Below are 23,268 nucleotides of genomic sequence, written 5' to 3'. Positions count from 1 at the left end.
CACAATGATGAGAAGCAGGCAGAAAGGTATCGGTGAAATTGTGTGCCGGAAGGATTTTGTATGCCTCAATCAAGTGTGGAAGAAACGTTTCTGACGCTTGCTACATTATGACGAAATCAAGGAATTATGATGAAAAAGATCACGTTAGCGCTCGCCCTGCTTGGCGGTATCACCAGCACCTCAGCCTTCGCCGCAGAAAAAACGTTTCCTCTCGAAGCCTTTAACAGCGTCGAGGTCCGACAGGGCATCAATCTCACCATCAAATGTGCCGCAACGCCTTCGATGGTTGTCACCGGTTCTGAGGATACGCTGAACAAATTAAAAGTGACGAATGCCAGTCACGCATTACTGCTGATCAACGATGCTGCTGAAAATGATCGCTTTGTCTCGCACACGCTGGATATCACGCTGTATACCAGTGCTCCGCTGAACAGCCTGGCGGGCAAGGCCGGCGTTAAAATTACAGCACCGGCGTGCGCGGTTGACCCGTCTAAACTGGCCGTTTCAGGCAGTATGGGCGCAGATATTCAGGCTGAAGGTAAAACGGCTGAATTAAATCTGGATCTGGCGATGGGCGGGACGTTTAACAAGAAGCCCCGCGAGTTTACGGCAGAATCAGCGAACGTGCGCATGAGCATGGGTGCCGAATCCTCCCTGTGCCATATCCCCAAAATCCAGGGCACTCTGGCAGCGGGCGCGCGTATTTCCGTCAGCACCTCTGCGCAGGTGGATACCGGTGCCGCCAGTGCTTTCGCCAGCGAGATTTCAACTTCCGGCTGCGCTTAATTCCCGGTCCGGTGAAGACAGACCTGCCATATGACGGGCAGGTCTTTTCGCGTCTGACAGGCACCATACGCCAGACAATAAAAGCCGTCATTCTCAATGACAGCGTGGTGTAACACCCCCCTCTCCCCCGTATGTTCATCCAATACGTCAGCTGTTGCATTATTCTGAGGGAGGGCACAAAAACTGGCGAGCGACTGTGTCAGCCCGGTTCCACGCGCCTTCAGCCAGGCTTCCTTAATACTCCAGAGCCGGGTAAAACGGACCAGGTAATGTTCTTCATCTTCTGCCAGCCAACGCTGCTCATCCGGGTGGAAAAACCGGCGGGCAATCGCTTTTTTTACCTCAACTTTACCGCTTATCCTTTCCAGATCCACGCCAACCTCTGTTCCGGAACAAAGCACTATCGCAGCCGATGCCCCGCTATGCGATAGGTTGAAATGCAACCATGGTGCCCCGGGCAGCCAGGGTTTACCCTGAGGCGTCCTTGCGATAATGAGTTGCTCATCTGTCACCGATAAACAGTTCGCCAGCACCTGACGCAGCCAGCATTGTGCCCGCTCACGCAGGGATTGCTCAGGCCGCGAATACTCAAAATGATGGAGCAAACACAGCCCTTCACCTGCCCGGAGTTCAGGAAGAGGATCACAGCGGTAAATTGAGGGTAACCCGGCAACCGGTTCGATCATGTCGATTCTCCAGAGACAGATAACCGCCATGACTTTCAGCGATTTGCCGGCACAAAATCAGTCCGATGCCGCTGCCATTAGGTTTAGTGGTATAGAAGGGGACAAACAGATTTTTGGGGTTGGTCAGTCCTACGCCCTGATCAAGGATCGTCACACACAAACGCCCTTTTTCCTGCGACCATTCAATGCAGACCGGCGTGGTGGAATCACTCATCGCTTCATCCGCATTCTTGATAAGGTTGATGAGTAGCTGATGGATCTGCACCCTGTCCATAGCCACCATCAGCGGCGCGGGGCCTTTCAGGCAAATATTGCGATGCGCGAACAACAGAGGCAATTCCGAAATCAGGGCCGCGAAATCCAGCGGTGCCTTAACGGGCGGCGCGAGTTTGCTCAGTTGTCGGTAACTGCTGATAAAAGCAATAAGCTCTTTCGCCCGGCGGTTTATCAGATCAATACCTTCCGCAAAGCCTTCGGGCAGATTTTCTGAATGGCGGCGGTAATGTTGTTGCAGCATCTGACTGATAGAAGCAATCGGGCTGAGGGAGTTATTAATTTCGTGACTGATAACGCGCAGCAGGTTTTGCCAGGCTTTTTGTTCTTCCTTGCGCAGCATGTCGTCTACGTCACTGACAAACAGCAGGATATTCCGGATCCCGTCAATCATATAGGTATCACTGGAGACGTTATAACGTCCCGGACGCCCTTCATGGTGGGATTCAACCGGATGCTCCCGGTTAGCATTTTGCAACAGGGCATCCAGTTGCCAGTGGCTGGATTTTTCCCCGATCAGCTGTTCAAGCGAGGTCCCGAGCATGCGTGATGCTGCCTCATTACACCAGATCAGCCGGTGGTTATCATCCAGCGCAAAAATGGCCACGTTGATATTAGAGATGACTTTTTGCAGCAGAAAATCCATCTCTTTCTGCTGCTGACGGTGGCGGGATAACTGACCTGAAATGTCATTGATCTGTTCAATGACGCCTTCAAATACGCCCTGCCCGCTGGTCACGCCGCGAAGGCTAAAATCTTCCTGCTCAACGGCTTCCAGCAAGTTGGAAATAACGTTGATTTTATAGAGAAGTTGCTGGAAGAAGTGATAAGAAAAATACACCAGCGTGGCACACAGGATAACCAGGGTAAGCGATTTGAGATAAACCGACTGATGCGGGAAGAGCCACAACAGAAGATAGGCAATAACCCCCCCCAGCGGGGACAAACTGCACAGTAATAAATGACGCGATTCAAATGACCGAAAAAGTTTACTCATGACAGATTTTTAGTTTATCCAGTCTGCGGTAAAAAGCACTGCGACTCAGCCCCAGCGATTCCGCTGCTTTGACAGCATTCCCGTCATATTGACGCAGACGCTGTAAGAGTAACGTTTCTTCCATTTCCGCCAATGTGCCCGTTTCAGGCGGGTTAACAGGGTTATGACTTTGCTCATGTCCGGCGGCCCCGGCCCTGACAGGCAGCGGCAGACACAGATCAGCCAGGTCAATAGTATTATTGCGGCACAGCAAAACACCCCGCTCAAGCAAATGGCTCAGTTCGCGGATATTTCCCGGCCACGAATAGTCATGCAATCCCTGTCTCGCCAGCGCTGATAATACCGGTTTAGGCTTATTATATTTGCGGGCAAAGCGTTGCAGGAAACGTTCAGCCAACGGCTCAATATCCTCCTGCCTTTCGCGCAGCGGCGGTAACTGTATCTGGATGACATTCAGGCGATAGAGTAAATCCTGGCGGAAACGCCCGTCGGCCACGGCGTTTTTAAGATCCGTGTTGGTTGCAGCAATTATCCGGCACCCGGTGGTTTGTGTCCGCGAGGAGCCCACACGTTCAAACTGCCGCTCTTCCAGGACACGCAATAATTTCACCTGTTGTGACAGCGGCAAATTACCAATTTCATCCAGGAATAGTGTGCCTTTATCCGCCAGTTCAAAACGGCCAATCCGGTTTTCCCGCGCGTCGGTAAAGGCGCCTTTTACATGACCGAACATCTCGCTTTCAAACAGCTGCTCATTGATACACCCCATGTTAACTTCAACAATACTGTGCTCAGAACGGGAGGACAATTGATGGATGAAGCGGGCCAGCAGACTTTTGCCGGTGCCATTTTCACCCAGTATAAGAATGCTGGTATCGGTGGCAGCCACAGTTTCAACAACGTTGATTAAGTGTTGCATGGCCGGTGAACGAACCACCCATTCGCTGTCCATGTCATCTTCAAGTGCCCGTTTCAGCAGCTTATTTTCTTCCCGCAGGCAATTCCCGGAGCGTCTCGCCTGGCTCAGTGCAATCTGTTGCTGAACAATGCTTAACAGGCGTTCGTTATCCCACGGTTTTTGAATAAAATCCGCCGCACCGGCACGCATTGCGCTTACGATAATGTCCACACTTCCCCACCCCGTCATCGCCACAGCGGGAAGACAGTCATCAAATTTCTTTAACTCATCCAGCAGTTGCAAACCCTCAAGACCTGAGGTGGTGTCTTTCTGAAAGTTCATGTCCATCAACACAAGATCAAAGGCTTTGTCAGACAAATGTGGCAATAACCGGTCAGCCTGTGTTTCCAGAGTCACGTCATACCCTTCCATACGCAGCAACATGTCGAGGCTGGTCAGAATGCCCGCATCATCATCAATCACAAGAATACGTTTTTTTTCGTTCATTAAAGCATCCGGCTTGTGCCGCCGCACCCCGCAGGCGCGGCGACAGGTTATTCATAGCGAATGGCGTCCGCAGGCGACATCCGGATGGCACGTCTGGAAGGCAGCCAGACGGCTAACGCCACAATTAAAGAAATCATTACCGCCACCGCCCAAAAGAGTAGCGCAAAGGACGTATGACCGTTACCCAATATGCGCGTCAGCTTTGGCGCGACAAAGAAAGCCAAAGGCAGCCCGATAATCAGGCCAATAAGTAATTGTTTGCTGCCCTGGAGCATCAGCATGCGCAACAGAACCCCTTCCGTTGCCCCCATCGCCATACGCACCCCGATTTCCTGAATACGTTGATTTATCACATTGCGCATCACGGCATAAATGCCGGTGGCAGCCAGTATTACCGCGACCAGCCCAAACAACATGAACAGATTGGCAATGAAATGCAGCCCGGCGGTATTCCTGGCAAGCCGTTGATTTAACGTCTGTACCTGATTAACCGACAGTGTACTGTCAATTTGTCGTACCGCATTAACCAGCGCAGGCCCTAACGTATCAGGATTCTGCGCCCTGAGCACCAGCGTTAATGAGGCCGCAGGTATTTGTTCAAGGGAACGGTAAACCGTGACCCGCTGGCGAAATGCACTGAAAGGCCTGCCATGAATGACGTTAGGCACCACACCGATAACGGTGAACCAGCGCTGGTCGTTTGTGTCACGAAAGCGCAGACGTTTACCGACAACATCCCGCTCACCCGGCCAGAACTGCCCTGCAAAGGACTGACTGACGACCACAACGGGCTGCGAGTCCTGTGTATCACTGCTGGCAAACTCTCTGCCTGCCACCGGCGTGATCCCCATTGCCACGAGGCTACCCGGCATGACTTGCACGTCATTAACCAGAGGATAAGACCAGCGATCTTTACTGTTATTGGTGGAGGAATCGATATCCACCTGATGTGGTACTGTAAATTGCCCGACCGCACTGGTGGTAATAGCGGTTTTTTCTACGCCAGGAATGGTGCTGAGAGAAGATTGCAGACGCTGATAGAACTGGATCCGGCTCGCATCATCAGGATATTGACTGGCATTCAGGTTTATCTGCCCGGTGAGATAGCCCTGCGTATCCACGCCGTAATCCGCCCGGGTAGCCTGATAGACCAACAGGGCCAGCAGCGCACTGATACACAAAATGGAGCAGGATAACCCGACTTCAAAGGTCACCAGAATCCGGGAAATCCTGCCCGCCCCGCGACTTTGCGCCCCCCGTGTACCGTCACGCAGAACATCGTTAAAATTACCATGCGTGATTTTCCAGGCCGGCAGAGCGCTGGTCACGACAGCGGTAATAATAACCAGAGCCAATGCATTGAAGATCATGATGTTATCGAGTGACAAATGCCACCAGAAGGGAATTTTGTTGGGCACAAAAGTGGGGAGTAATGCATTGGTGATCTCCAGCCCCCAGGCGGCAAGCAGAACGGCGATCACACCCGAGAAGGCGCAAATAAATAAGCTTTCCCACATCATTTGCATCACTAAACGGCCGGAAGGTGAACCCAGCGCGACGCGGATGGCAATTTCTTTTGAACGTTCTGTTGTCCTCGCCAGCAATAAGTTTCCGACATTACAACATGCCAGCACCAGCACAAAACCCACCGCGAAAAGCATGACGATAAATATCGGCATGGTCTCCTCACCCATGAAGTTTTCCTGGAATGTCAGCACCTGAGCAGAAAGCCCTTTATTGCTTTCAGGGTACTCAGAGGCCAGCGATTGCATCACCCGACTGAGGTCACGGTCTGCCTCATCCAGGGCGATACCGGGTTTGAGACGCGCATAAACAGAAACCTCAGGCGCACCGGTCCGCATCAGATACTGTGATGGATCCAGTCTGGAGGGGAGCCAGAGATCATGAAAGAAGGGAAAGGCAAAACTGGCGGGCATGATGCCTACAATTCGCGTGTGTATGCCATTAATCAGCACATCCCTGCCAATAAGCTGTTCATCGCCAGCAAAGTAATTTTGCCACATGCTGTAGCTGATGACGGCAACCGGCGTCGCGCCGGGCTGGACATCTTCACTGTTAAGCACCCTGCCGCGATAGGGCTGGACACCTGCATAAGAAAACATCTCCGGTGTATTGCGGATTGCCATGTAGGAAACCGCTTTCGTGCCGTCACTGATATCTGCGCGCTCAGCATAGAAATAGCCCACTTCATCGAGGGTGGTATTACGCGCTTTAATTTCCTTATAATCCAGAAAGTTAACCCCTGAATCACTCAGACTGACACCATTAACTGTCGGATTAAGCAAAACCATATTTTTCCCGTCCGGGTAAGGAAGCGGCGTAAACATGATGGTATTAATCACTGAAAACATATAAAGCGTCAGCGCCAGGCCACAGGACATTATCAGCACCGTGATGAAGGTAAATGACGGGCTTTTCAGTAACAGGCGTAAGGCATATCGGATGTCAAAAAGCATGTTACGCTTCCTTTATCAGGGTCAGTTCCCGTGACACATGTCCGTCTCCGACTACCTGTCCGTCAGAGAGCACAATGCTGCGCTGCGCCCGCTCAGCTGAACGGGGATCATGGGTAACAATGCAGATGGTGGCGCCTTCCTGATGCAGCTTATCGAGAATATTCAGCACCGCCTCGGCATTGTGGGAGTCCAGGTTACCGGTCGGTTCATCCGCCAGAATAATGGAGGGATTGCCCACAATTGCCCGCGCGACGGCCACGCGTTGTTGCTGTCCGCCTGAGAGCTGGGAAGGATAATGGCGTCCCCGGTGAGACATATTGACCTTGTCTAATGCTTCAGCCACCCTCTGCTGCCGTTCGGTTTTAGAAATATCTTTGCGGTAAGTCAGGGGCAGTGAGACGTTTTCCTCAATGGTCAGATCACTGATGAGATTGAAAGACTGAAAGATGAAACCGATATCGCGATTTCTCACCAACGCACGTTGCTTTTTAGAAATATTTTCTACGTTGTGCCCGGCCAGCTGATAGGTACCGGTTGAGGCCACATCTAACAGCCCCAAAATCGATAACAGCGTCGATTTCCCGCACCCTGAAGGTCCGGAAATCGCCACATATTCACCTTTAGAAATACTGAGCGTAATCTTGCTCAGGGCGTGAGTTTCGATTTCATCTGTTAAAAATATCTTGTTCACATCAGTGAGTTCTACCAGTGATTCCGTCATTTTCATCTCCATAGCTTTATACGATTAGCTGGCGTCTTTTGCAGGTGAGCCGGCATCATTTAGTCATCTCAATTTGATCAGCCCCTTGCCAGGCCGTGCTGTCACTGAGAATAATTTTGTCTCCCGCACGCAGGCCACTGGTCACCTGAATATAATCTGCAGATCCTTGCCCGAAGTTGACCTTCATTTTGGTGGCTGAATGTTCGTTTTCATCGAGCTTATAGAGCATCGACGGTAAATTATTTTGCGCGAACGGTGGCCGCTCGACGTACAGAGAATCATTAATTTTCGTCACTGCAATCAGGCCATCAACGCTCAGATCAGGACGGGCTTCCTGCGGCAGTGGCTGGTTGAATGTCACATCCACCTTAACCGTGCCATTCGTCACTGCCGGGTCAACCCGTGACAGCACGCCTGTGAACTGGCTGCGTCCGGTATTGATCGTCACCTGTTGTCCCACAGCCAGATCGCGGGATTGTAATTCCGGCACTTTGAGTTCAGCGTAAAGCTCCTTTTCTTTCGCCAGACGGGCAATACTGGTCCCTGTGGTGATCCTCTGCCCCACCTGTACTTTCACATCCTGCAAAATTCCCTCTATCGGCGAGGTGACATTAAGTGAATCAACATCCTGCTGGCTCAGTTGCACCAACGATTCCAGCTTGTTAAGGCGCATCGCGCTGGCTTTGATATCCGCATCCACACTGAGTCTGAGGGTGCTCAGCCGTTTTTCCTCAAGAACCAGTTGCTGACGATATTGTTCCGTATTAATACGGGTTGTTTCATATTCCAGCACCGGCACTGCCGCAATATATTTCTTTTGCGCGGCAAGTCGCATCGTAGAGCTGAGTAACCGGCTTCTGGCATCAAGAACCAGTGCTTCCTGACTCAGTATCTTATTTTGTAATTCTGCATTAGTCGCGTCGGTCTCAGCCCGCCGGGCATCCAGTTCGAGCCGGTTTTCTTGTAGTTTCTGCTCCAGCGTCGGGTTACTCATTCTGACCAGCAATTGCCCTTTACTTACCTTCATACCGGGTTTGTAGATGACTTCTTCCACGCGCGCATCCACATTCGCAGCAACCCAGTTAATATCACGCGGCAACAATACCCCGTTACCCCGCACTTCAACCGAGAAATTTCCATACTGAACCTGCCCGACAGCAATACTTCCACGGGAGATCTGATAGGGAGAAAAACGGTAACTGTAGATTGCCACCAGCGCGGCCAAAAATAACGCACCCATAACAATAGATTTGCGGTATCGCTTCAGTACAAATTTATTCCCGGTCTGCGGGATTGAAATATCCATGATAATACCTTTTCTGATAACTCCTTAGCTTTAAGCACAAAGCATGCCAATAGCAGAAATCAAATTAACTTAATGATTTACAAAGAATTTTTAATATCAAATAAATCCCCCCTTTCCCTTTGTTCCATTTCTATCTCATTAATGGAACAGCAACCGGGACGGCAAGACCTGTCCCCTCTTTTTACCCTGCACAATCCCGCTTATAGCAAGGATTCCCATTAATGGGATATTGGCTCATTCACATTAATGACCACGTTCCGAAAATGGGAATTTCGCGTTCCGCTAACGGAAATTGATAATAATTTTATTAAAAAACAAACAGTTAAAACAAATAAAAATATGGCATAGCAATTGCTTAAGCCTTTCATGTACGGAGTTACGCTTTTAAAAAGTTCATCATTAATGGCTTGCACAGAAGGGGTGGGTATGTGGCAACGCAAACTGTCGAACGCTGAAAAAACACTTTTCACTCAGAAAATAATCGAGGATCTGAATCATCGTCATTTAACTGTGTATGGAAAACATGCACATACCGAAAAAGCATTATGTGTTGTCAGGATCATTAATTTTATGCTTGAGAATATTTCTGACGAAATAACGCTTGAGGATTTGGAAAAGATATGTGGTAAAACACGATTTGATATTTGCCGGGTATTCAAACATTTCTATGATGTCACACCGATAAAATGGATGTGGAAAGTCCGGCTCGCCTTAGCAAGGGAGTTTATTCATTTAGCACCCGAATGGTCCCTGACGGATATCAGTTATGCTTGCGGATTTTCATCATTACCGCATTTTTCCAGAAGTTTCAGCAAAACCTATAATGAGTCTCCCCTTAAATTTAAACAAAATGTCCTCAGGACAACACGGCCTGAAAGTAAAAAAGAAACCTCAGATTATGATTTTATTTTTGGAATTCAAAGAAATAATTTTTCGAGAAGCATGTTAATTAATAATCTGCACAGTTTATAATTATCACAAGATCACTTATGCCTTTTTATATTATTCGCTACGCGCAATATCAACTTTGGTTCAGAAAACGATGAATAATCTTCATGCACAGTCTGACTCACAAAATCTGAAATGTGTTTAAAGACAGCAGGGTCACGCAATGCGCCATTGTGACCCTGGCCTTCTGTCACAATTAATTTACTTTTCTCCAGGGAGCGGCTCAGAATTAGGGCTTCATCCAGTCCGATACTGAGATCATTTTTATCATGTAATATCATCACAGGCTGCGTTATTGCTCCGATGAGTTCCGGACCAATAGCATCAGGATGAACGCCATAGCGGAGTTGATAAAGCTTTTTCATGGAACCGGCAATACGCTTTGGAAGCTTATTATTGCAGACATATCTGTCCATCATCTTTCCATAACTGCACGGACTGCTGATTAAAATCATGCGCTTAAAAAACAGCCCCTGTAATGCCGCCATGCAACCAATTAATCCCCCCGTCGAATGGCCAATGACGACAGAAAAATGGCCATAGTGTTTTTCCATATCCATCACTGCCCGTGAAAGATCATAGAAGGACACTTTTTTGCCGGGAGAAATTCCATGTGCCGGAAGATCCGGTGCATAAACACTGTAACCTTTTTCCTGTAACCGCTGCGCCATTTGCCGCAACATAATACTTCTGCCATCCCATCCATGAAGCAGTAAAACTTTCTCTGCCTGCGGGTCCGCTTGCGGGTAAATAAAAACCTTAACAAATGATTTGCGCCAGAAAAGCTCCTCCTGCAGGCAGCGGCTGAGCAGCATGATTTCACCCTGTTTATAGGGTAAGGGCCGGGTCTTTTCGAACAGACGCAACGCGTATAAAGCAGAAAGGTAAGAAGACATAACATGCAATGAATATAAATCGAATAAACTTATTAGTCTGCATGCCCTGCTATAATGTGTCGCAGGTCTGATTTTCGCTTTCATCAATAAAGAGGGGCGTAATCTCATCAGAACCAGCACCCGAAGATAATTTTGGTGCACCAGTGAAAAGAACAAAAGAACGGGGTAAAAGAAGCTATAAAACATTGTCGCTCCCTATTTTATTTGCCAGACGCCAGTACTCCCTGCCGAATGCGATAAAGTAGATGACATTGAATATAATAATAATATTCATGATGCTTTTAAGCTGGGAAAAATTGCCCCACCCCACCAACAGGGTGATGACTGTCAGTAATTCAATGATAACGGTTAATACCAGTACCCGTCTGGCCTGATCAAGTTGTTCGAGTAACGCCTGAAGAGAGGCAACAAAAGATGTCAGGAAGAAAGTCGGTAATAATATTAATAACATCTGACTGCTGACATCTTGTATTGTTTTGTCGCCCGATAATATTTTAATCAGACTGGCCTCGGTAAAATAGACCCCTGATGTCAGCAGAAGATAAAAGATGCCAATAAAAGTGAGTCCCCGATGCAGTAAACGTTTTAATTCTTCCCCTGTACTGATCGCCAGACGCTGGTTAATTAATATCGCCAGAGCAGATCCGCAGGCCACAGCGGGAATAACGATAAACATTCTGATTTTGGTGACGATCAGAAAGCCGGCAACATATTGCTCACCCAACGTACCTATTAACGGGAATATCAGTAGCGAACTGAAAAATAGTACCACCAGCGAGGCAAATATTGGCATTCCCACCTGAAACAGAAGCCCGCTGAGGCGCGCAATGAAAGCCCCCGGCCGGTCATCTTTCACGTTACGGCCTATGCGCCATACCAGCCAAAGCGCGACGGGGATAAGCAGGGCTGAAGCCAGAGAATTTGCCACAATAATGGAGTAAAAACCTAACCCGTAGAACTGATAGCAGGCGTAACAGAGAAGCGCATTCAGAACGATATAGGCGATAACTAATACCATGCTCAATGCGCTTTTCCCTTGTCCCCGAAGTGCACTGTTACACATCTCGAGTTGTATAAAAGGCAGCATGGAGAGGAAATAGAGCGGTAATGCAGAGGCATAGAATTCATTGCCGGCGACCGGCAGCATTGCCTGCAATAGTGAGGAACACAGGGCCGTCGCGCCACTGAGCAGCGCCACAATCAGGATACCCAGCGTCGCCAGCAGTGACGTTGCCTTCAGCACCTTTTGCCGGGACCACAGATTCAACGAACGGGCACTGAAAACCTGATTAGTGATAGCCAGACATTCCAGAATAGCCAGGAATAAAAAACTGAAAGGCTGAAGCATGGAGAGCAAATAAATTGATCCGGTTTCGCTTCCGTGACCCAAAATGGCGGTCTGAATATTTTGGGAAAAGGATACGGCAATCGCCACAATAATCATCGGCCAGGCTAACTTCATCAGGTCGGTGATATCTTTGCCCAGGCTTTGGCGTCGCGGCATCGTCATTTCAGATGGGGAGTTCATATTGCATGCTCCTGATTGTCAGGCAACAGAGTTACAGCCCCGGATGCTGTTTTTCCATACAGGCTATAAATCATTACCGACAGATAAGAAAAGCTGTGAGTTGAGCCTGATAAGTAGCCGTGCCCGCCCATCAGTTTTTCTGCTCTGTTGGTTAACACCGTGATCTGCCAGTGATCTGCCTGCGCCCCGGCAAAATCCTGTGCTGCAACGCGCCTTTGCCATTGGATCAGCAACAATTCTGTCTGGTTGCTGAGATCGGCGAAATCGGCCTTCACCAACTGATGTCGGGTGGTTTTTACACCAAAACTCTTGCGCGCGGATAAGTGCTCCCAGCTGATTGTCAGGATCTGGCTCAGAAGCCCTAACCGGGCCGCAAAAGAGGCAACCAGCGGGATCGGGTCTGTACCTGTCGCTTCTCCAGCGTTGTATTGCAAAGAGATACCCAGTGAAGCCAAAATACGGTCAGACTCCGTGTGCTCATCCCTATCCGCTTCGCTGTGTTGACCCACCAACTGATACCCGCGACAAAATACGCCACTCGCAGGATCTGCCCACTTCTGACGCATCTGCCGGAGGGCATCTGCTGGCTTAAGGTCTCTGAACAAAAAATAAAGCCGGGTAAACTCCTCTTCAGACATCGGAGCTCTCCAGCTGCAGGTGTTGCTCAATCCACTGGATAAGTTTTCCGACCGTGGTAAATGCATCCTGATTGATTTGATCAGGTTCAAACATCAGGCCGGGGATTTTTTCCTCCAGCGTGAGTAAGAACTGAACAAATAATACCGAATCCAGATCCAGATCTTCATTGAAATCAGTGTCTGACGTAATGGAGATTTTTGCAGACATAACATCGTTTAATGCATCATTAACTGCCGAAAGTAGTGCTGACATGCTTTACCTCATTAATTTCGTTTTTTTCAATCAGGATACAAGACATCGTTATCCCCATTCCCATTGCAACGCAGAGAATTCTTTTTCCGTCGAAACGCTCTAATAATGAAGACACGTTAAATAAAATATCAGAACAATATGCATGGCCATAACCTGATATATGTTCTGTAAAAAGCTCGCCTCTGAACTTCAATTTATCAGCTATACGTTTAAGCATGGGCATATCTATATTGCCAGGAACGATAGCATCTATATCGCCGATGGAGAGATGAAACTTATCCAATACATAGGTATAAAAATCATAATAATCCTGCTCAAGCGATGAAAATAGTTCCCGCCTCCGGGCAGCCGTAGACTCACGATGATTGTTATAAAATGAAGATAAATGCCGCACGGCGGTGTGATTGATTTGCCACCGTGAGTGCCCCGCGTTCAGTAGCATTGCCGCAGGGACTTCCGCCATGACACTATTATCAAGCTTATTAATATCACTATGAAACGCTTTTTCCCCCGTCAGGAGTATCATCGGTTGCTGGCTTTTTATGATCCGGCTTTTTAATAAATGGATCGCAGACAGTGCCGACGCGCAATGATTAAGACTCACCGTTAATGTTTCCCAATGGCCTATTCCGCAACCGATGGCGATCTCATCGAGCCAGGAGGTTTCAAAAAAAGTATTGTGCGTCTGGGTTTTGGCATATATCAAATATCCCTGCATGTGCGTTATATTTTTATTTGCACCCACCAGCGCGGAAAGGGTTTCCTGCAACATTTGTGTATGGTTACCCGTAAACATCCCCACGCTGTTCAATGAGTAATAACGTTCAAGAACCTTACGCGCACCTGTTTTTAAATTATGAGATGATTCAAGTGTACTTAATGGTCTTAAAGAGATGCGATCAGGTAACCAGCATAAATCATTAAGTGGCAACATATATTCTCACAGGAATTTATTTTTAGATTTTTTATAAGCGCAGTCCATAATCCCAGAAAAAAAACGCATTTTTTGCCTGCAATTGCTTAAAGTGGCATCGATTCCCATTTTTAAATCCCACTAATGGAATGTCGGGAGGGTCAGGAGGGAAGAGAAAGGCAAATCCAGGTGAAAGGCACCGTTAAAGCTGCACGAAATGTCCGTTGCTGACTTCGCGGTAATGGCGCACCGGCGGCTGATAAGTAGCAGCGCGCAGAGGGCTGGCAATTTCTTCCGGTACCACGGTGCGTGTGTGGTGAACATCCGGGTCGGGCACCGGTACGGCGGCCAGTAGTTTGCGGGTATAAAGATGCTGCGGATTTTCGAAAATGTCCGCCCGCGAACCGATTTCAACGATTTCACCCAGATACATTACCGCCACGCGATGGCTGATCCGCTCGACCACCGCCATGTCATGCGAGATAAACAGATACGCCAGCCCGAGCGCCTGTTGCAGATCGAGCATCAGGTTAATGACCTGCGCTTTAACTGACACATCCAGCGCGGACACCGCTTCATCGGCGATAATCATTTTCGGCTCGAGCGCCAGCGCGCGTGCAATGCAGATACGCTGGCGCTGTCCGCCCGAAAACTGATGAGGAAAACGCATCGCCATATTGCTTTGTAATCCGACCTGCTCCAGCAGTTGCGCCACGCGGTGTTTAGCGCTGGCGGCATCGTGCAAACCGAGGCTTATCATCGGTTCGGCAATCGCCTGGCCAATGCGCATTCTCGGGTTAAGGCTTTCGTACGGATCCTGAAAAATCATCTGCGCCTGGGTACGGATTTCAGCCAGCCGCGCGTTGTCTGCCCGGCGGATATCCTGTCCGCAGATCAGCACATCACCGGAAGTCGCTTCGGTGAGACGTAAAATTGTGCGTCCGGTGGTGGATTTGCCGCAGCCGGATTCACCGACCAGTGAGAGAGTTTCGCCCGGTTGCAGACTGAATGAGATATCTTCCACCGCATGTATGCGGGCAGATACGCGGCGCAACAGACCGGATTTCACATCAAAACGTGTCACGAGGTTTTTAACCTCCAGCACTGGCTGACCGCAGCGCAGCGTATCGACAGACACCGCCACCGGCAGCGGTTCGCCGGTCTGCATGTCAGTCAGCGGGAAGCGTTTCGGCAACGCTATGCCATGCATCGCCCCCAGCCGTGGCACCGCCGACAGCAGCGCACGCGTGTAAGGATGTTTGGAGTGATGGAAGATTTCCCGCGTGGTTGCCTGTTCTGCGGCTTCGCCACGGTGCATCACCAGCGTGCGATCCGCCACTTCCGCCACCACGCCCATATCGTGGGTGATGAACAGCACGGACATGCCCTCTTCCTCCTGCAAGGATTTGATCAGCGCCAGAATTTGCGCCTGAATGGTCACATCCAGTGCGGTCGTGGGTTCATCCGCAATCAGCAAACGCGGATTGCAGGCCAGCGCGATGGCGATGACCACGCGCTGACGCATGCCACCGGAAAAACTCAGCGGATATTCATTCATCCGCGAGGCGGCTGCCGGGATGCGCACTTTCTCAAGCAAACGGACAGCTTCGGCACGCGCGGCAGCATCGTCCATACCGCGATGTCGCTTCAGCACTTCGGTAATTTGCACACCGATTTTCAGTACCGGATTCAGGCTGGTCATCGGCTCCTGAAAAATCATACCAATGTGGTTGCCGCGGATGCTTTGCATCTGCGCACGGTTAAGGCTGAGCAATTCCCGACCATCAAACTGAATACTGCCGGAATAACGGGTCTGTTTTTCGTCCAGTAAGCGCATAACTGACATCGCCGTCACGCTTTTACCAGAACCGGATTCTCCCACCAGCGCCAGTGTTTCTTTCGGGCCAATGGAGAACGAAAGGTCACGCACCACATTCAGCCATTCGCCACCCACGGAAAATGCGGTATTAAGATTATCGACCTGTAAAACCGGGGTCTGCATCATCAATCCTTATTCCGTGGGTTGAGGATATCGCGTAAGGCGTCACCGATTAAGTTGATGGCGACAATCAGCACCAGCAACGTGATGCCGGGGAAAAAACTTATCCAGTAATCGCCGGACATCAGGTAATCAAAACCGTTGGCAATCAGCAGACCGAGCGAAGGCTCGGTAACGGGCAAACCAATGCCAAGAAACGACAATGTGGCCTCAAGCATGATGGCGTAAGCAATCCGCATGGTTGCCACGACAATCAGCGGCGGCAGGCAGTTAGGTAAAATATGGCGAAACAGAATGCGCGGACGGGAAAGCGCCATACTGCGCGCGGCATCCACGTAACTGCGGCGACGTTCCAGCAGTGCCGAACCGCGAAGGGTACGTGCGTAATAGGCCCATTGCGTGACCACCAGCGCAAGAATAATTTTATCGACGCCCTGCCCAAGCACTGCCAGCAAAATCAACGCAATCAGGATCGGCGGAAAGCTCAGCTGGATATCAACAATACGCATGATCAGTGCATCCGTTTTGCCGCCAGCGTAAGCGCTGATAAGTCCCAATGTTGCGCCAATGGTCAGCGCAATTACCGCACTGGAGACCCCCACCAACAGGCTGGTTCGCGTGCCGTACAAAATGGCGCTCAGCAAATCGCGCCCCTGATCGTCGGTGCCGAGCCAGTAGATCATGCCATTCAGGCTGGATGAACCCGGGCTCAGGCGGCCATCCATGATATCAAGCTGCGACAGATCATACGGATTTTGTGGCGAGAACCAGGGTGCCAGCACCGCCAGCAGAATGGCGATACCTAAAATGATCAGGCCACATAAGGAGAATTTATTGCGCAGCAACGCACGCACGGTGTTGTAAAATGCCGGGGACGTTTTGCCCTGAACGGCTGAGCGAGAATGTACGGAATCAGACACCATCAGTTGCCGCCCCCCAGCCGCACACGCGGATCCACCAGCACATACAGCACATCCACCAGCAGGTTGATCAGGCTGAACATCACCACGGTGATCATCAGATACGCCAGGATCACAGGCCTGTCGAGCACGGCAATAGAATCAATAATCAGTTTACCCATGCCCGGCCAGGCATAAATGGTTTCGGTGACCACGGCAAAAGCAATCAGCGACCCCAGCTCCAGTCCGATGACGGTAATCAGCGGGATCAGCGTATTTTTCAACACATGAACCAACACAATGCGGCTTTCCGATAAGCCTTTGGCGCGGGCAAAACGGATGAAGTCCTGTTGCAGGCACTCAAGCACCCCCGCGCGGGTCAGACGAATAACCAGCGAAATTTTAAACAGTGCCAGATTGAAGGCGGGCAGAATCAGATGTGCCAGACCGTCGGCGGTAAAGAGGCTGACAGGAACGCCGAAAACATCCACCGTCGCACCGCGCCCGGAGGCGGGAAGTACGCCAAGTTTGACGCTGAACAACATGATCATCATCAGACCAATCCAGAACGTCGGCAGGCTGAAACCTAAAATCGAGACAGCCATGACTGATTTCGATAACCCTCCGTCAGGATGCAAACCGGCGTAGACGCCGAGCGGAATGCCAATCACCAGCGCCAGAACAAAGGCCACCAGCGCCAGTTCGAGTGTTGCGGGCATACGCTGAAAAATCAGGTGCAGTGCCGGCTGGTTGTAAATGAATGAGTTACCCATGTCGCCATGCAGGGCATTGACCACAAACAGGCCATATTGCTCCCACACCGGTTTATCGAGGCCAAAAGACTGGATCACACTGAGGCGTTCAGCGGGCGTGGCCGTGGTACTGATCAACAAATCGACCGGGTTACCCACCAGATACACACCCCAGAAAACCAGCAATGACATCACGAACAGCGTCAGCAACGTTTGTCCGAAACGCCCGAGCAGGTAACGGTTCATGCGCACATTTCGCCGGATGAATCGCCGTAACGGGAAAATACTCGGCGTATCAGGCTAAAGAAACCGGACTCATCGACCGTCTGCATGACCACCGCATTCGCAGGCGTCGCCAGTTTGTTCCAGAAATCCGCGTAAGTATAGCCGGCAGTATGACCGGAAACCGCCACACCCACGCGGGCGGGCTGGCCTTCAAACAAGCCGGGTTGCAATAACCACGCGACAGTGGTGGCGTCATGCACCGGCCCGCCTTGGCGACCAAAACGACTGAGATCACTACGGTCAAACGCATTCAGTAACGCGGCAACGGATTCTCCCGGCAGGCCGCCATCCTGTTTTAATGCCCCGATATCCTCTGCACCGATCAGCGCCTGAAAGGTCATATCGAGTGGCATGATGATCAGCGGTACGCCGCTGTTAAATACTTTTTCAGCCGCATGCGGATCGGCATAGACGTTAAATTCGGCCCATGGCACGCGATGGCCGAGGGCGGTAAAGGCACAACTCATGGTGACGATCTGTTTGATGCCGCGTGCGACATCCGGATGCATGCCGAGCGCCAGCGCGATATTAGTCATCGGGCCAATCACGCACAACGAAATCGGGTCATTATCTTCGGCAGCCTGTCTTAAGGTACGCACCAGAAAATCCACTGCGTGTTCAGCCCGCGGTTGCAGGCCGGTGTCCGGCACCAGTTCATCGTTAAACGCGCCGATATGCGCGTACTTGCCGTAAACCTGTTCGCGTACCAGCGGACCGGGCGCACCGGCGAAAACGGGCGTAGCGGTTTTGCCGGACAAGGCGACAATTTTACAGGCGTTACGCACGGTGTCTTTCAGCGCCACATTACCTGCGACAACGGTCACGCCGAGCACGTCCAGCTCCGGCGAGGCCAATGCCAGCCACAACGCGATGGCGTCATCCACGCCAGGATCGGTATCTATAATGATGCGCTGGCTCATAATTTTATTTCCCGGCATAACGTGAAAGCAGTTCGTAAAACAGCGCGAAGATTTTGGTCGCGTCCACGCGCGTGACGATATCGACATTGGGGGTCAGCCCCGACTTGCCGTACCAGTCGGCGACGGTTTGCCCCATACACAACTCGCTCTCGTGTTCGACAAACACCCGTGCTTTTTCGGTACCGAACAGTTCCGGCGCCAGAACGTAAGCAATCACCAGCGGGTCATGCAGCGGCCCGCCCCGTGACCCGTAACGGCGCACGTCGTTGCGATCCCAGAACGCCATCAGTTCGCCCAACGGAGCGGAGAGACGTCCGGAGACTTTGATAAACTTCGCCACATGTTCCGGTGTGAGAATCACCTGGTGCGTGGCGTCGAGCGGTAAAACGGTGATGCTGAGCCCGGCGGAAAACACAATATGCGCAGCATGGGGATCGGCGAACATATTGAATTCGGAGGTCATGGTACGGTTACCGGCTTCGCGATAGGCCCCACCCATCAGCACCACGCGGCTAATACCGGCAGTGATCTCAGGTTTCATACGCAGCGCTGTTGCCAGGTTGGTCAGCGGCCCGAGCACGCACAGTGTCAGTGGCTGATTATTTTCAATGGCCTGTTCGCAACGGTTGATCAGAAAGTTAACAGCATGAAGGGATTCGGCCTGTTTTTGCGGCGCGGGAAAGGCGGTGTTACCCAGACCATTTTCACCGTGAAACTGGCCATGGATCGGCGCACGCAGCAGCGGCTGATGACAACCGGCAAACACCGGGATATCCACCCGGTAACCCAGTTCGGTAATTTGCAGCGCATTGCGGGTAGTATTCACCAGTGGCTGATTGCCACACACTGTGCAAATGCCGAGGATATCCAGCTGGGGTGCGACGAATGCACTGAGCAGCGCGATAGCATCGTCAATACCCGGATCGCAGTCAATGATCACCGGTAAGGTTTTCACAGTGCCCCCACAGAGCGCAAAACATCCGCGATTTCCTGACGCGCAGCCTCGTTTAACGGCACCTGTGGCGGCAACGGATCGCCTACCTCAAATCCCTGTAATTGCAGCGCCGCTTTGATACACCCCGCGAGGGAGTATTTGGCGAAGATTTCATTGATGCGCCACAGCGGACGCTGCAATGCCATCGCTTTTGTCCAGTCACCCTGCTTCGCAGCTTCATACAGTGCCAGACTTTGTTTCGGTACAATACAGGCCGGGCCTGCCATCCAGCCCACGCCGCCAATCAGCATCACGCAGGCCGGGATATGTGCCGAGGCGGCAAAAACCTGCATCCGCCCCTGTGTGCGTTCAATAATCGACAGCAAACGACCAGTGTTGGCCGAGGCATCTTTAATATAGTTGATATTTTCCACATGACTCAGCCGCTCAATCAACGGCAGGCTGAGATCAGAACGCTGGAACTGCGGATTGGTGTACAGCACGACCGGCAGCTTTCCGGCTGCGGTCGCGATGGCACGAAAGTAATTTTCGACGCCCTGTTCGGGCACCGGGAAATACGCCTCAAGGATCGCCAGAATACCGTCCACACCCAGAGCGACGTAGCGAGCGGTTTGCGCTACGGCGTCCTGAATGGTGGTAGCGGCGACACCGGCAATGACCGGAACGCGCCCCCGGGCGGCTTCCACAACGGTTTTCACTATCTCAGTGCGCTGTTCTGCATTGAGATAGGCAAACTCACCTGTACTGCCAAGTGGCGTCAGACCCTGCACGCCACTGGTAATCAGATGTTCAACCAGCGCAGTCAGCACCGGTTTATCTATCTGGCCGCCGTCAGTGACCGGCGAAACCAGATAGGGATACACACCGCTAAAAGAAGTCATAGCTTCTCTCTCTTTTCTTAGAACAACCCTGGTGTTGGTGCTCTATTCCCGCCTTGGTCTGGTATGTACTTTGCGCTTATTTAGTGTTTCTCATGCACAAAGTACGGCAACGTATAGCCGTCGGAGCGGCCGACGTAGGTATAAGGTGTTTTCATCGCCCAGGTGTAGGAGAGGAACAGCAGCGGAATGACGCCTTCGTCCTTCATCGCAATCTCTGTGGCATGTTGCAGTAACTTTTCACGCTGGCCGTCGTCGAGGGTTTCCCGCGCCTGCACCAGTGTTTTATCAAACTCAGGGTTCGAGTAACGTCCGCGGTTACCCTGTCCGCCGTTCGGCCCGAAGGTTTCGAGCAACGGTCCCAGCACACCGGAGGCTTCACCGGTTTCAATCGCTGCACCGCCCATGATCAGGCTGAAATCGCGTTTGGATGCGCGGGAGAAATATACGCTGCCCGGCATAGTGACAACGTCAGTTTTAATACCGATACGGCTGAACATCTGGCCGAGCGCCTGCGCGATTTTAGAATCGTTCGGATAACGGTCGTTCGACGCATGGAAGGTCAGGGTGAAGCCATCCGGATAACCGGCCTGCGTCAGCAATTGCTTCGCTTTCGCCGGGTCATAGACCGGTGCGGCAATCGCCGGGGTGTAACCTAAGTAGCCTTTGGGCACCAGCTGCGATGCGGGTACGCCCTGCCCGTCCATGATACGGTCAACTATCGCCTGACGGTTTATCGCCAGCGACATCGCCTCGCGCACTTCCCGCTTTTTCAGCGGATTGCTGCCGTCCGGCCCTTTAGCAAACGGCGACACATCACGATCCTGATCCGGGTGTAAATACAAAATACGGTTACCGGCCACGGATTCCAGCTGCAGGCTGGCTTGTTTGCCCAGATTTCGTCCGTCTGCCGTCGGTACACTTTCGATCATGTCAACATCACCGGAACGCAACGCAGCCACGCGGGCGCTCGGGTTTTTGAATACGCGTAACGTCACTTTATCCCACTGAGCTTTTCCGCCCCAGTACTGGTCATTGCGCACCAGCACCACGTTATCGTCCGGCGTCCAGCTGACAAATTTGAACGGACCGGTACCGGTGACGTCTTTCCCTTCGTTGAGGGTTTGTGACCCGACCGTTTCCAGACGCGCCGGTAAGATGGCGACACGGCTTAAGTTGTTCAGTAATAACGGTGTCGGCGCTTTAGTGGTAATTCTCACCGTTAAAGGATTGATCTCGGTGACCTCAGCGATATCGTTAACGTACGGCGTATAGGCGCTCGGGCTGTTCTTTGACGCCAGCGCCACGCGTTTCACGCTGGCAATCACATCTTTAGCCGTGAACTCACTGCCATCGTGGAATTTCACGCCGGGACGCAGGGCAAATTCCCAGGTGGTGTCATTAATCACTTTCCATGACACCGCAAGCGCAGGGGTAATCTGTTGTTTTTCGTCCTGATTCACCAAACCATCAAAAATATTACGCGCCATCGCGCTGTTGGCACCGCCGACGTAAAATTGTGGATCCATGGAAGTGGTAGAAGCAGCCAGACCGAGAGTAAGATCAGCCGCGTGTACGGTCTGTGAAACAAAAAGCGTGGCCAGTGCCGGGAAAAGCACTCCTGCCAAAACGGACGTTCTCATGCATTTAACCCTTAATTATTTTAGATTTTCAGGCAATGTGTGTCAGATCCTAAATCCGAGTCTAGGGGGTGGACTTCTGAATTGAAAATTGTATTTTGTGTTACATCCATAAACAAATGTTATGGATCTTGAGGATGTATTATGAAAATTAATCCCAGACAGGTTGAAGCTTTTCACAAGGTGATCCTTACCGGCGGCATTACCGCTGCCGCAAATATGATGAACATCACCCAGCCAGCGGTGAGCCGCCTGATCCGCGACTTCGAATATGCGGTTGATCTGAAGCTGTTTGACCGGGACGGACGCGGCTTGATCCCACGGGACGATGCCATCAAGTTGTATCGTGAAGTCGAGCGTTTGTACCTCGGGCTTGAACATATTTCACGTATTGCTGATGAAATCCGTCATTCAAAAGGCAGTGTTTTACGCATCGGTACGGTTGCGGCGCTTTCTGCGCTTTGCGCCGAACACATTCTGCCGCCACTGATTGAGAGTATTGACGACATCTCGCTGTTTCTGGATATCGAAAGTACTACGCACATCACTGATGTGGTGACCAGTAATCAGTACGACGTCGGGTTCATTTTTGGTAAGCCTGACGTGAAAGGACTGGAAGCAGAGATGCTGGCACGGGCGAATGCGGTCGCCGTGATGTCGCCGCGTCATCCGCTGGCCCAACAGGACGTGGTCACCGCGATGGACCTGACGCGTTACCGCCCTATTATCCCGGGGCGAAAAACGCCGCTGCGTGAACAGCTGGATCAGGTGATGAGCCGCCTCGATTTATATATGAATAACCCGATTGAAACGTCGCTGAACAATTGTTGTGTGATGGCGGGGAATAACCTGGGCATAGGTGTGGTCGATTTCATCACCGCACGCAGCCACAAAAGCGATATCGTTCTCAAACCGTTTACGCCCGATATCAGTATTGCCTATCTCGCCGTTTTCCCGCCGCAGATCCCAAAAAGTCGCCTGGTGGAACACATCACTCAGGAAATGAAGACCTTAATCGAGGGCTATTTGTAAAACGACCCGACAGGTTCGCTAAAATCATACCCGTCAGTCCAAAGTGGTATCCCCCCATAGCGATAAGCAATTCGCTGATAA

21 protein-coding genes are annotated in these 23,268 nt (G+C 51.1%); 3 read left to right on the top strand and 18 right to left on the bottom strand.

The window, feature by feature from the left end; all coding sequences use genetic code 11:
• Positions 1-129: 129 nt before the first annotated feature.
• Complete coding sequence (locus tag ETV65_RS13895) at positions 130-786, top strand: DUF2807 domain-containing protein (protein WP_129953410.1); 657 nt, start codon at positions 130-132, stop codon at positions 784-786.
• Here the strand turns inward: ETV65_RS13895 and ETV65_RS13890 are convergent.
• From ETV65_RS13890 to ETV65_RS13865, 6 genes are read right to left on the bottom strand one after another with little or no spacing between them, the layout of a single operon-like run.
• Positions 783-1,472: a 4'-phosphopantetheinyl transferase superfamily protein gene (locus tag ETV65_RS13890; protein WP_129953409.1), complete on the bottom strand. Its 690-nt coding sequence runs from the start codon at positions 1,470-1,472 to the stop codon at positions 783-785. The two genes, ETV65_RS13895 and ETV65_RS13890, sit on opposite strands and share 4 nt — an antisense overlap.
• The gene (locus tag ETV65_RS13885; RefSeq protein ID WP_129953408.1) at positions 1,429-2,742 is read right to left on the bottom strand and encodes an ATP-binding protein; all 1,314 of its coding nucleotides are present in this window, start codon (positions 2,740-2,742) and stop codon (positions 1,429-1,431) included. Before ETV65_RS13885 ends, ETV65_RS13890 begins: the two co-directional genes overlap by 44 nt.
• On the bottom strand, positions 2,735-4,147 hold the full coding sequence (locus ETV65_RS13880) for a sigma-54 dependent transcriptional regulator (RefSeq protein WP_129953407.1): 1,413 nt from the start codon (positions 4,145-4,147) through the stop codon (positions 2,735-2,737). The genes ETV65_RS13885 and ETV65_RS13880 overlap by 8 nt, the downstream gene beginning before the upstream one ends.
• A gap of 47 nt (positions 4,148-4,194) precedes the next feature.
• On the bottom strand, positions 4,195-6,624 hold the full coding sequence (locus ETV65_RS13875; RefSeq protein ID WP_129953406.1) for an ABC transporter permease: 2,430 nt from the start codon (positions 6,622-6,624) through the stop codon (positions 4,195-4,197).
• 1 nt (position 6,625) lies between these two features.
• Positions 6,626-7,345, bottom strand: coding sequence for an ABC transporter ATP-binding protein (locus tag ETV65_RS13870; RefSeq protein ID WP_129953405.1), 720 nt, complete (start codon positions 7,343-7,345; stop codon positions 6,626-6,628).
• Positions 7,346-7,400: 55 nt separating this feature from the next.
• Positions 7,401-8,651 carry an efflux RND transporter periplasmic adaptor subunit gene (locus tag ETV65_RS13865; protein ID WP_129953404.1) on the bottom strand — a complete coding sequence of 417 codons (1,251 nt, stop codon included), beginning with the start codon at positions 8,649-8,651 and terminating at the stop codon, positions 7,401-7,403.
• A gap of 426 nt (positions 8,652-9,077) precedes the next feature.
• Between ETV65_RS13865 and ETV65_RS13860 the strand changes: the two genes are divergently transcribed.
• Entirely contained in the window at positions 9,078-9,623 is a 546-nt protein-coding gene (locus ETV65_RS13860; protein WP_129953403.1) for an AraC family transcriptional regulator, read from the top strand.
• 11 nt (positions 9,624-9,634) lie between these two features.
• Here ETV65_RS13860 and ETV65_RS13855 read toward each other — a convergent pair whose 3' ends face one another.
• From ETV65_RS13855 to ETV65_RS13800, 12 genes are all read right to left on the bottom strand, one after another.
• Entirely contained in the window at positions 9,635-10,681 is a 1,047-nt protein-coding gene (locus tag ETV65_RS13855; RefSeq protein ID WP_129953402.1) for an alpha/beta hydrolase, read from the bottom strand.
• Positions 10,671-12,023: an MATE family efflux transporter gene (locus tag ETV65_RS13850; RefSeq protein WP_129953401.1), complete on the bottom strand. Its 1,353-nt coding sequence runs from the start codon at positions 12,021-12,023 to the stop codon at positions 10,671-10,673. Before ETV65_RS13850 ends, ETV65_RS13855 begins: the two co-directional genes overlap by 11 nt.
• Positions 12,020-12,661 carry a hypothetical protein gene (locus ETV65_RS13845; protein ID WP_129953400.1) on the bottom strand — a complete coding sequence of 214 codons (642 nt, stop codon included), beginning with the start codon at positions 12,659-12,661 and terminating at the stop codon, positions 12,020-12,022. The genes ETV65_RS13850 and ETV65_RS13845 overlap by 4 nt, the downstream gene beginning before the upstream one ends.
• Entirely contained in the window at positions 12,654-12,914 is a 261-nt protein-coding gene (locus tag ETV65_RS13840) for a phosphopantetheine-binding protein (RefSeq protein ID WP_129953399.1), read from the bottom strand. Before ETV65_RS13840 ends, ETV65_RS13845 begins: the two co-directional genes overlap by 8 nt.
• A complete protein-coding gene (locus tag ETV65_RS13835) occupies positions 12,889-13,848 on the bottom strand; it encodes a 3-oxoacyl-[acyl-carrier-protein] synthase III C-terminal domain-containing protein (RefSeq protein ID WP_129953398.1) in 960 nt (319 codons plus the stop codon). The genes ETV65_RS13840 and ETV65_RS13835 overlap by 26 nt, the downstream gene beginning before the upstream one ends.
• 181 nt (positions 13,849-14,029) lie before the next feature.
• Complete coding sequence (locus tag ETV65_RS13830; protein ID WP_129953736.1) at positions 14,030-15,829, bottom strand: ABC transporter ATP-binding protein; 1,800 nt, start codon at positions 15,827-15,829, stop codon at positions 14,030-14,032.
• A 2-nt stretch (positions 15,830-15,831) separates the two neighbouring features.
• A complete protein-coding gene (locus ETV65_RS13825; protein WP_129953397.1) occupies positions 15,832-16,749 on the bottom strand; it encodes an ABC transporter permease in 918 nt (305 codons plus the stop codon).
• Complete coding sequence (locus tag ETV65_RS13820) at positions 16,749-17,723, bottom strand: ABC transporter permease (RefSeq protein ID WP_129953396.1); 975 nt, start codon at positions 17,721-17,723, stop codon at positions 16,749-16,751. The genes ETV65_RS13825 and ETV65_RS13820 overlap by 1 nt, the downstream gene beginning before the upstream one ends.
• A complete protein-coding gene (locus tag ETV65_RS13815) occupies positions 17,720-18,682 on the bottom strand; it encodes a nucleoside hydrolase (protein ID WP_129953395.1) in 963 nt (320 codons plus the stop codon). The genes ETV65_RS13820 and ETV65_RS13815 overlap by 4 nt, the downstream gene beginning before the upstream one ends.
• 4 nt (positions 18,683-18,686) lie before the next feature.
• Positions 18,687-19,637 (bottom strand): nucleoside hydrolase, encoded by a 951-nt coding sequence (locus tag ETV65_RS13810; RefSeq protein WP_129953394.1) that lies wholly within the window; start codon positions 19,635-19,637, stop codon positions 18,687-18,689.
• Positions 19,634-20,518, bottom strand: coding sequence for a dihydrodipicolinate synthase family protein (locus ETV65_RS13805; RefSeq protein WP_129953393.1), 885 nt, complete (start codon positions 20,516-20,518; stop codon positions 19,634-19,636). The genes ETV65_RS13810 and ETV65_RS13805 overlap by 4 nt, the downstream gene beginning before the upstream one ends.
• Positions 20,519-20,598: 80 nt before the next feature.
• Positions 20,599-22,158, bottom strand: a complete 1,560-nt coding sequence (locus ETV65_RS13800; protein ID WP_129953392.1) for an ABC transporter substrate-binding protein — start codon at positions 22,156-22,158, stop codon at positions 20,599-20,601.
• 141 nt (positions 22,159-22,299) lie between these two features.
• Between ETV65_RS13800 and ETV65_RS13795 the strand changes: the two genes are divergently transcribed.
• A complete protein-coding gene (locus tag ETV65_RS13795; protein WP_129953391.1) occupies positions 22,300-23,187 on the top strand; it encodes a LysR family transcriptional regulator in 888 nt (295 codons plus the stop codon).
• The last annotated feature ends 81 nt before the right edge of the window (positions 23,188-23,268 follow it).

The organism is Rahnella sp. RFA10(1/100) (assembly GCF_004195115.1).
Lineage (GTDB): Bacteria > Pseudomonadota > Gammaproteobacteria > Enterobacterales > Enterobacteriaceae > Rahnella > Rahnella perminowiae.
Note: the sequence above shows the minus strand (reverse complement) of the source record. Positions and strands in the feature narration are given on the sequence as shown.

Bases quoted from the DNA above. Each gene is read 5' to 3' on its own strand.
- ETV65_RS13815 (WP_129953395.1), bottom strand. From the start codon at position 18,682: ATGAGCCAGCGCATCATTATAGATACCGATCCTGGCGTGGATGACGCC.
- ETV65_RS13855 (WP_129953402.1), bottom strand. From the start codon at position 10,681: ATGTTTTATAGCTTCTTTTACCCCGTTCTTTTGTTCTTTTCACTGGTG.
- ETV65_RS13865 (WP_129953404.1), bottom strand. From the start codon at position 8,651: ATGGATATTTCAATCCCGCAGACCGGGAATAAATTTGTACTGAAGCGA.
- ETV65_RS13870 (WP_129953405.1), bottom strand. From the start codon at position 7,345: ATGACGGAATCACTGGTAGAACTCACTGATGTGAACAAGATATTTTTA.
- ETV65_RS13885 (WP_129953408.1), bottom strand. From the start codon at position 2,742: ATGAGTAAACTTTTTCGGTCATTTGAATCGCGTCATTTATTACTGTGC.
- ETV65_RS13800 (WP_129953392.1), bottom strand. From the start codon at position 22,158: ATGAGAACGTCCGTTTTGGCAGGAGTGCTTTTCCCGGCACTGGCCACG.
- ETV65_RS13795 (WP_129953391.1), top strand. From the start codon at position 22,300: ATGAAAATTAATCCCAGACAGGTTGAAGCTTTTCACAAGGTGATCCTT.
- ETV65_RS13860 (WP_129953403.1), top strand. From the start codon at position 9,078: ATGTGGCAACGCAAACTGTCGAACGCTGAAAAAACACTTTTCACTCAG.
- ETV65_RS13845 (WP_129953400.1), bottom strand. From the start codon at position 12,661: ATGTCTGAAGAGGAGTTTACCCGGCTTTATTTTTTGTTCAGAGACCTT.
- ETV65_RS13830 (WP_129953736.1), bottom strand. From the start codon at position 15,829: ATGCAGACCCCGGTTTTACAGGTCGATAATCTTAATACCGCATTTTCC.
- ETV65_RS13825 (WP_129953397.1), bottom strand. From the start codon at position 16,749: ATGGTGTCTGATTCCGTACATTCTCGCTCAGCCGTTCAGGGCAAAACG.
- ETV65_RS13835 (WP_129953398.1), bottom strand. From the start codon at position 13,848: ATGTTGCCACTTAATGATTTATGCTGGTTACCTGATCGCATCTCTTTA.
- ETV65_RS13880 (WP_129953407.1), bottom strand. From the start codon at position 4,147: ATGAACGAAAAAAAACGTATTCTTGTGATTGATGATGATGCGGGCATT.
- ETV65_RS13890 (WP_129953409.1), bottom strand. From the start codon at position 1,472: ATGATCGAACCGGTTGCCGGGTTACCCTCAATTTACCGCTGTGATCCT.
- ETV65_RS13840 (WP_129953399.1), bottom strand. From the start codon at position 12,914: ATGTCAGCACTACTTTCGGCAGTTAATGATGCATTAAACGATGTTATG.
- ETV65_RS13850 (WP_129953401.1), bottom strand. From the start codon at position 12,023: ATGAACTCCCCATCTGAAATGACGATGCCGCGACGCCAAAGCCTGGGC.
- ETV65_RS13820 (WP_129953396.1), bottom strand. From the start codon at position 17,723: ATGAACCGTTACCTGCTCGGGCGTTTCGGACAAACGTTGCTGACGCTG.
- ETV65_RS13805 (WP_129953393.1), bottom strand. From the start codon at position 20,518: ATGACTTCTTTTAGCGGTGTGTATCCCTATCTGGTTTCGCCGGTCACT.
- ETV65_RS13895 (WP_129953410.1), top strand. From the start codon at position 130: ATGAAAAAGATCACGTTAGCGCTCGCCCTGCTTGGCGGTATCACCAGC.
- ETV65_RS13875 (WP_129953406.1), bottom strand. From the start codon at position 6,624: ATGCTTTTTGACATCCGATATGCCTTACGCCTGTTACTGAAAAGCCCG.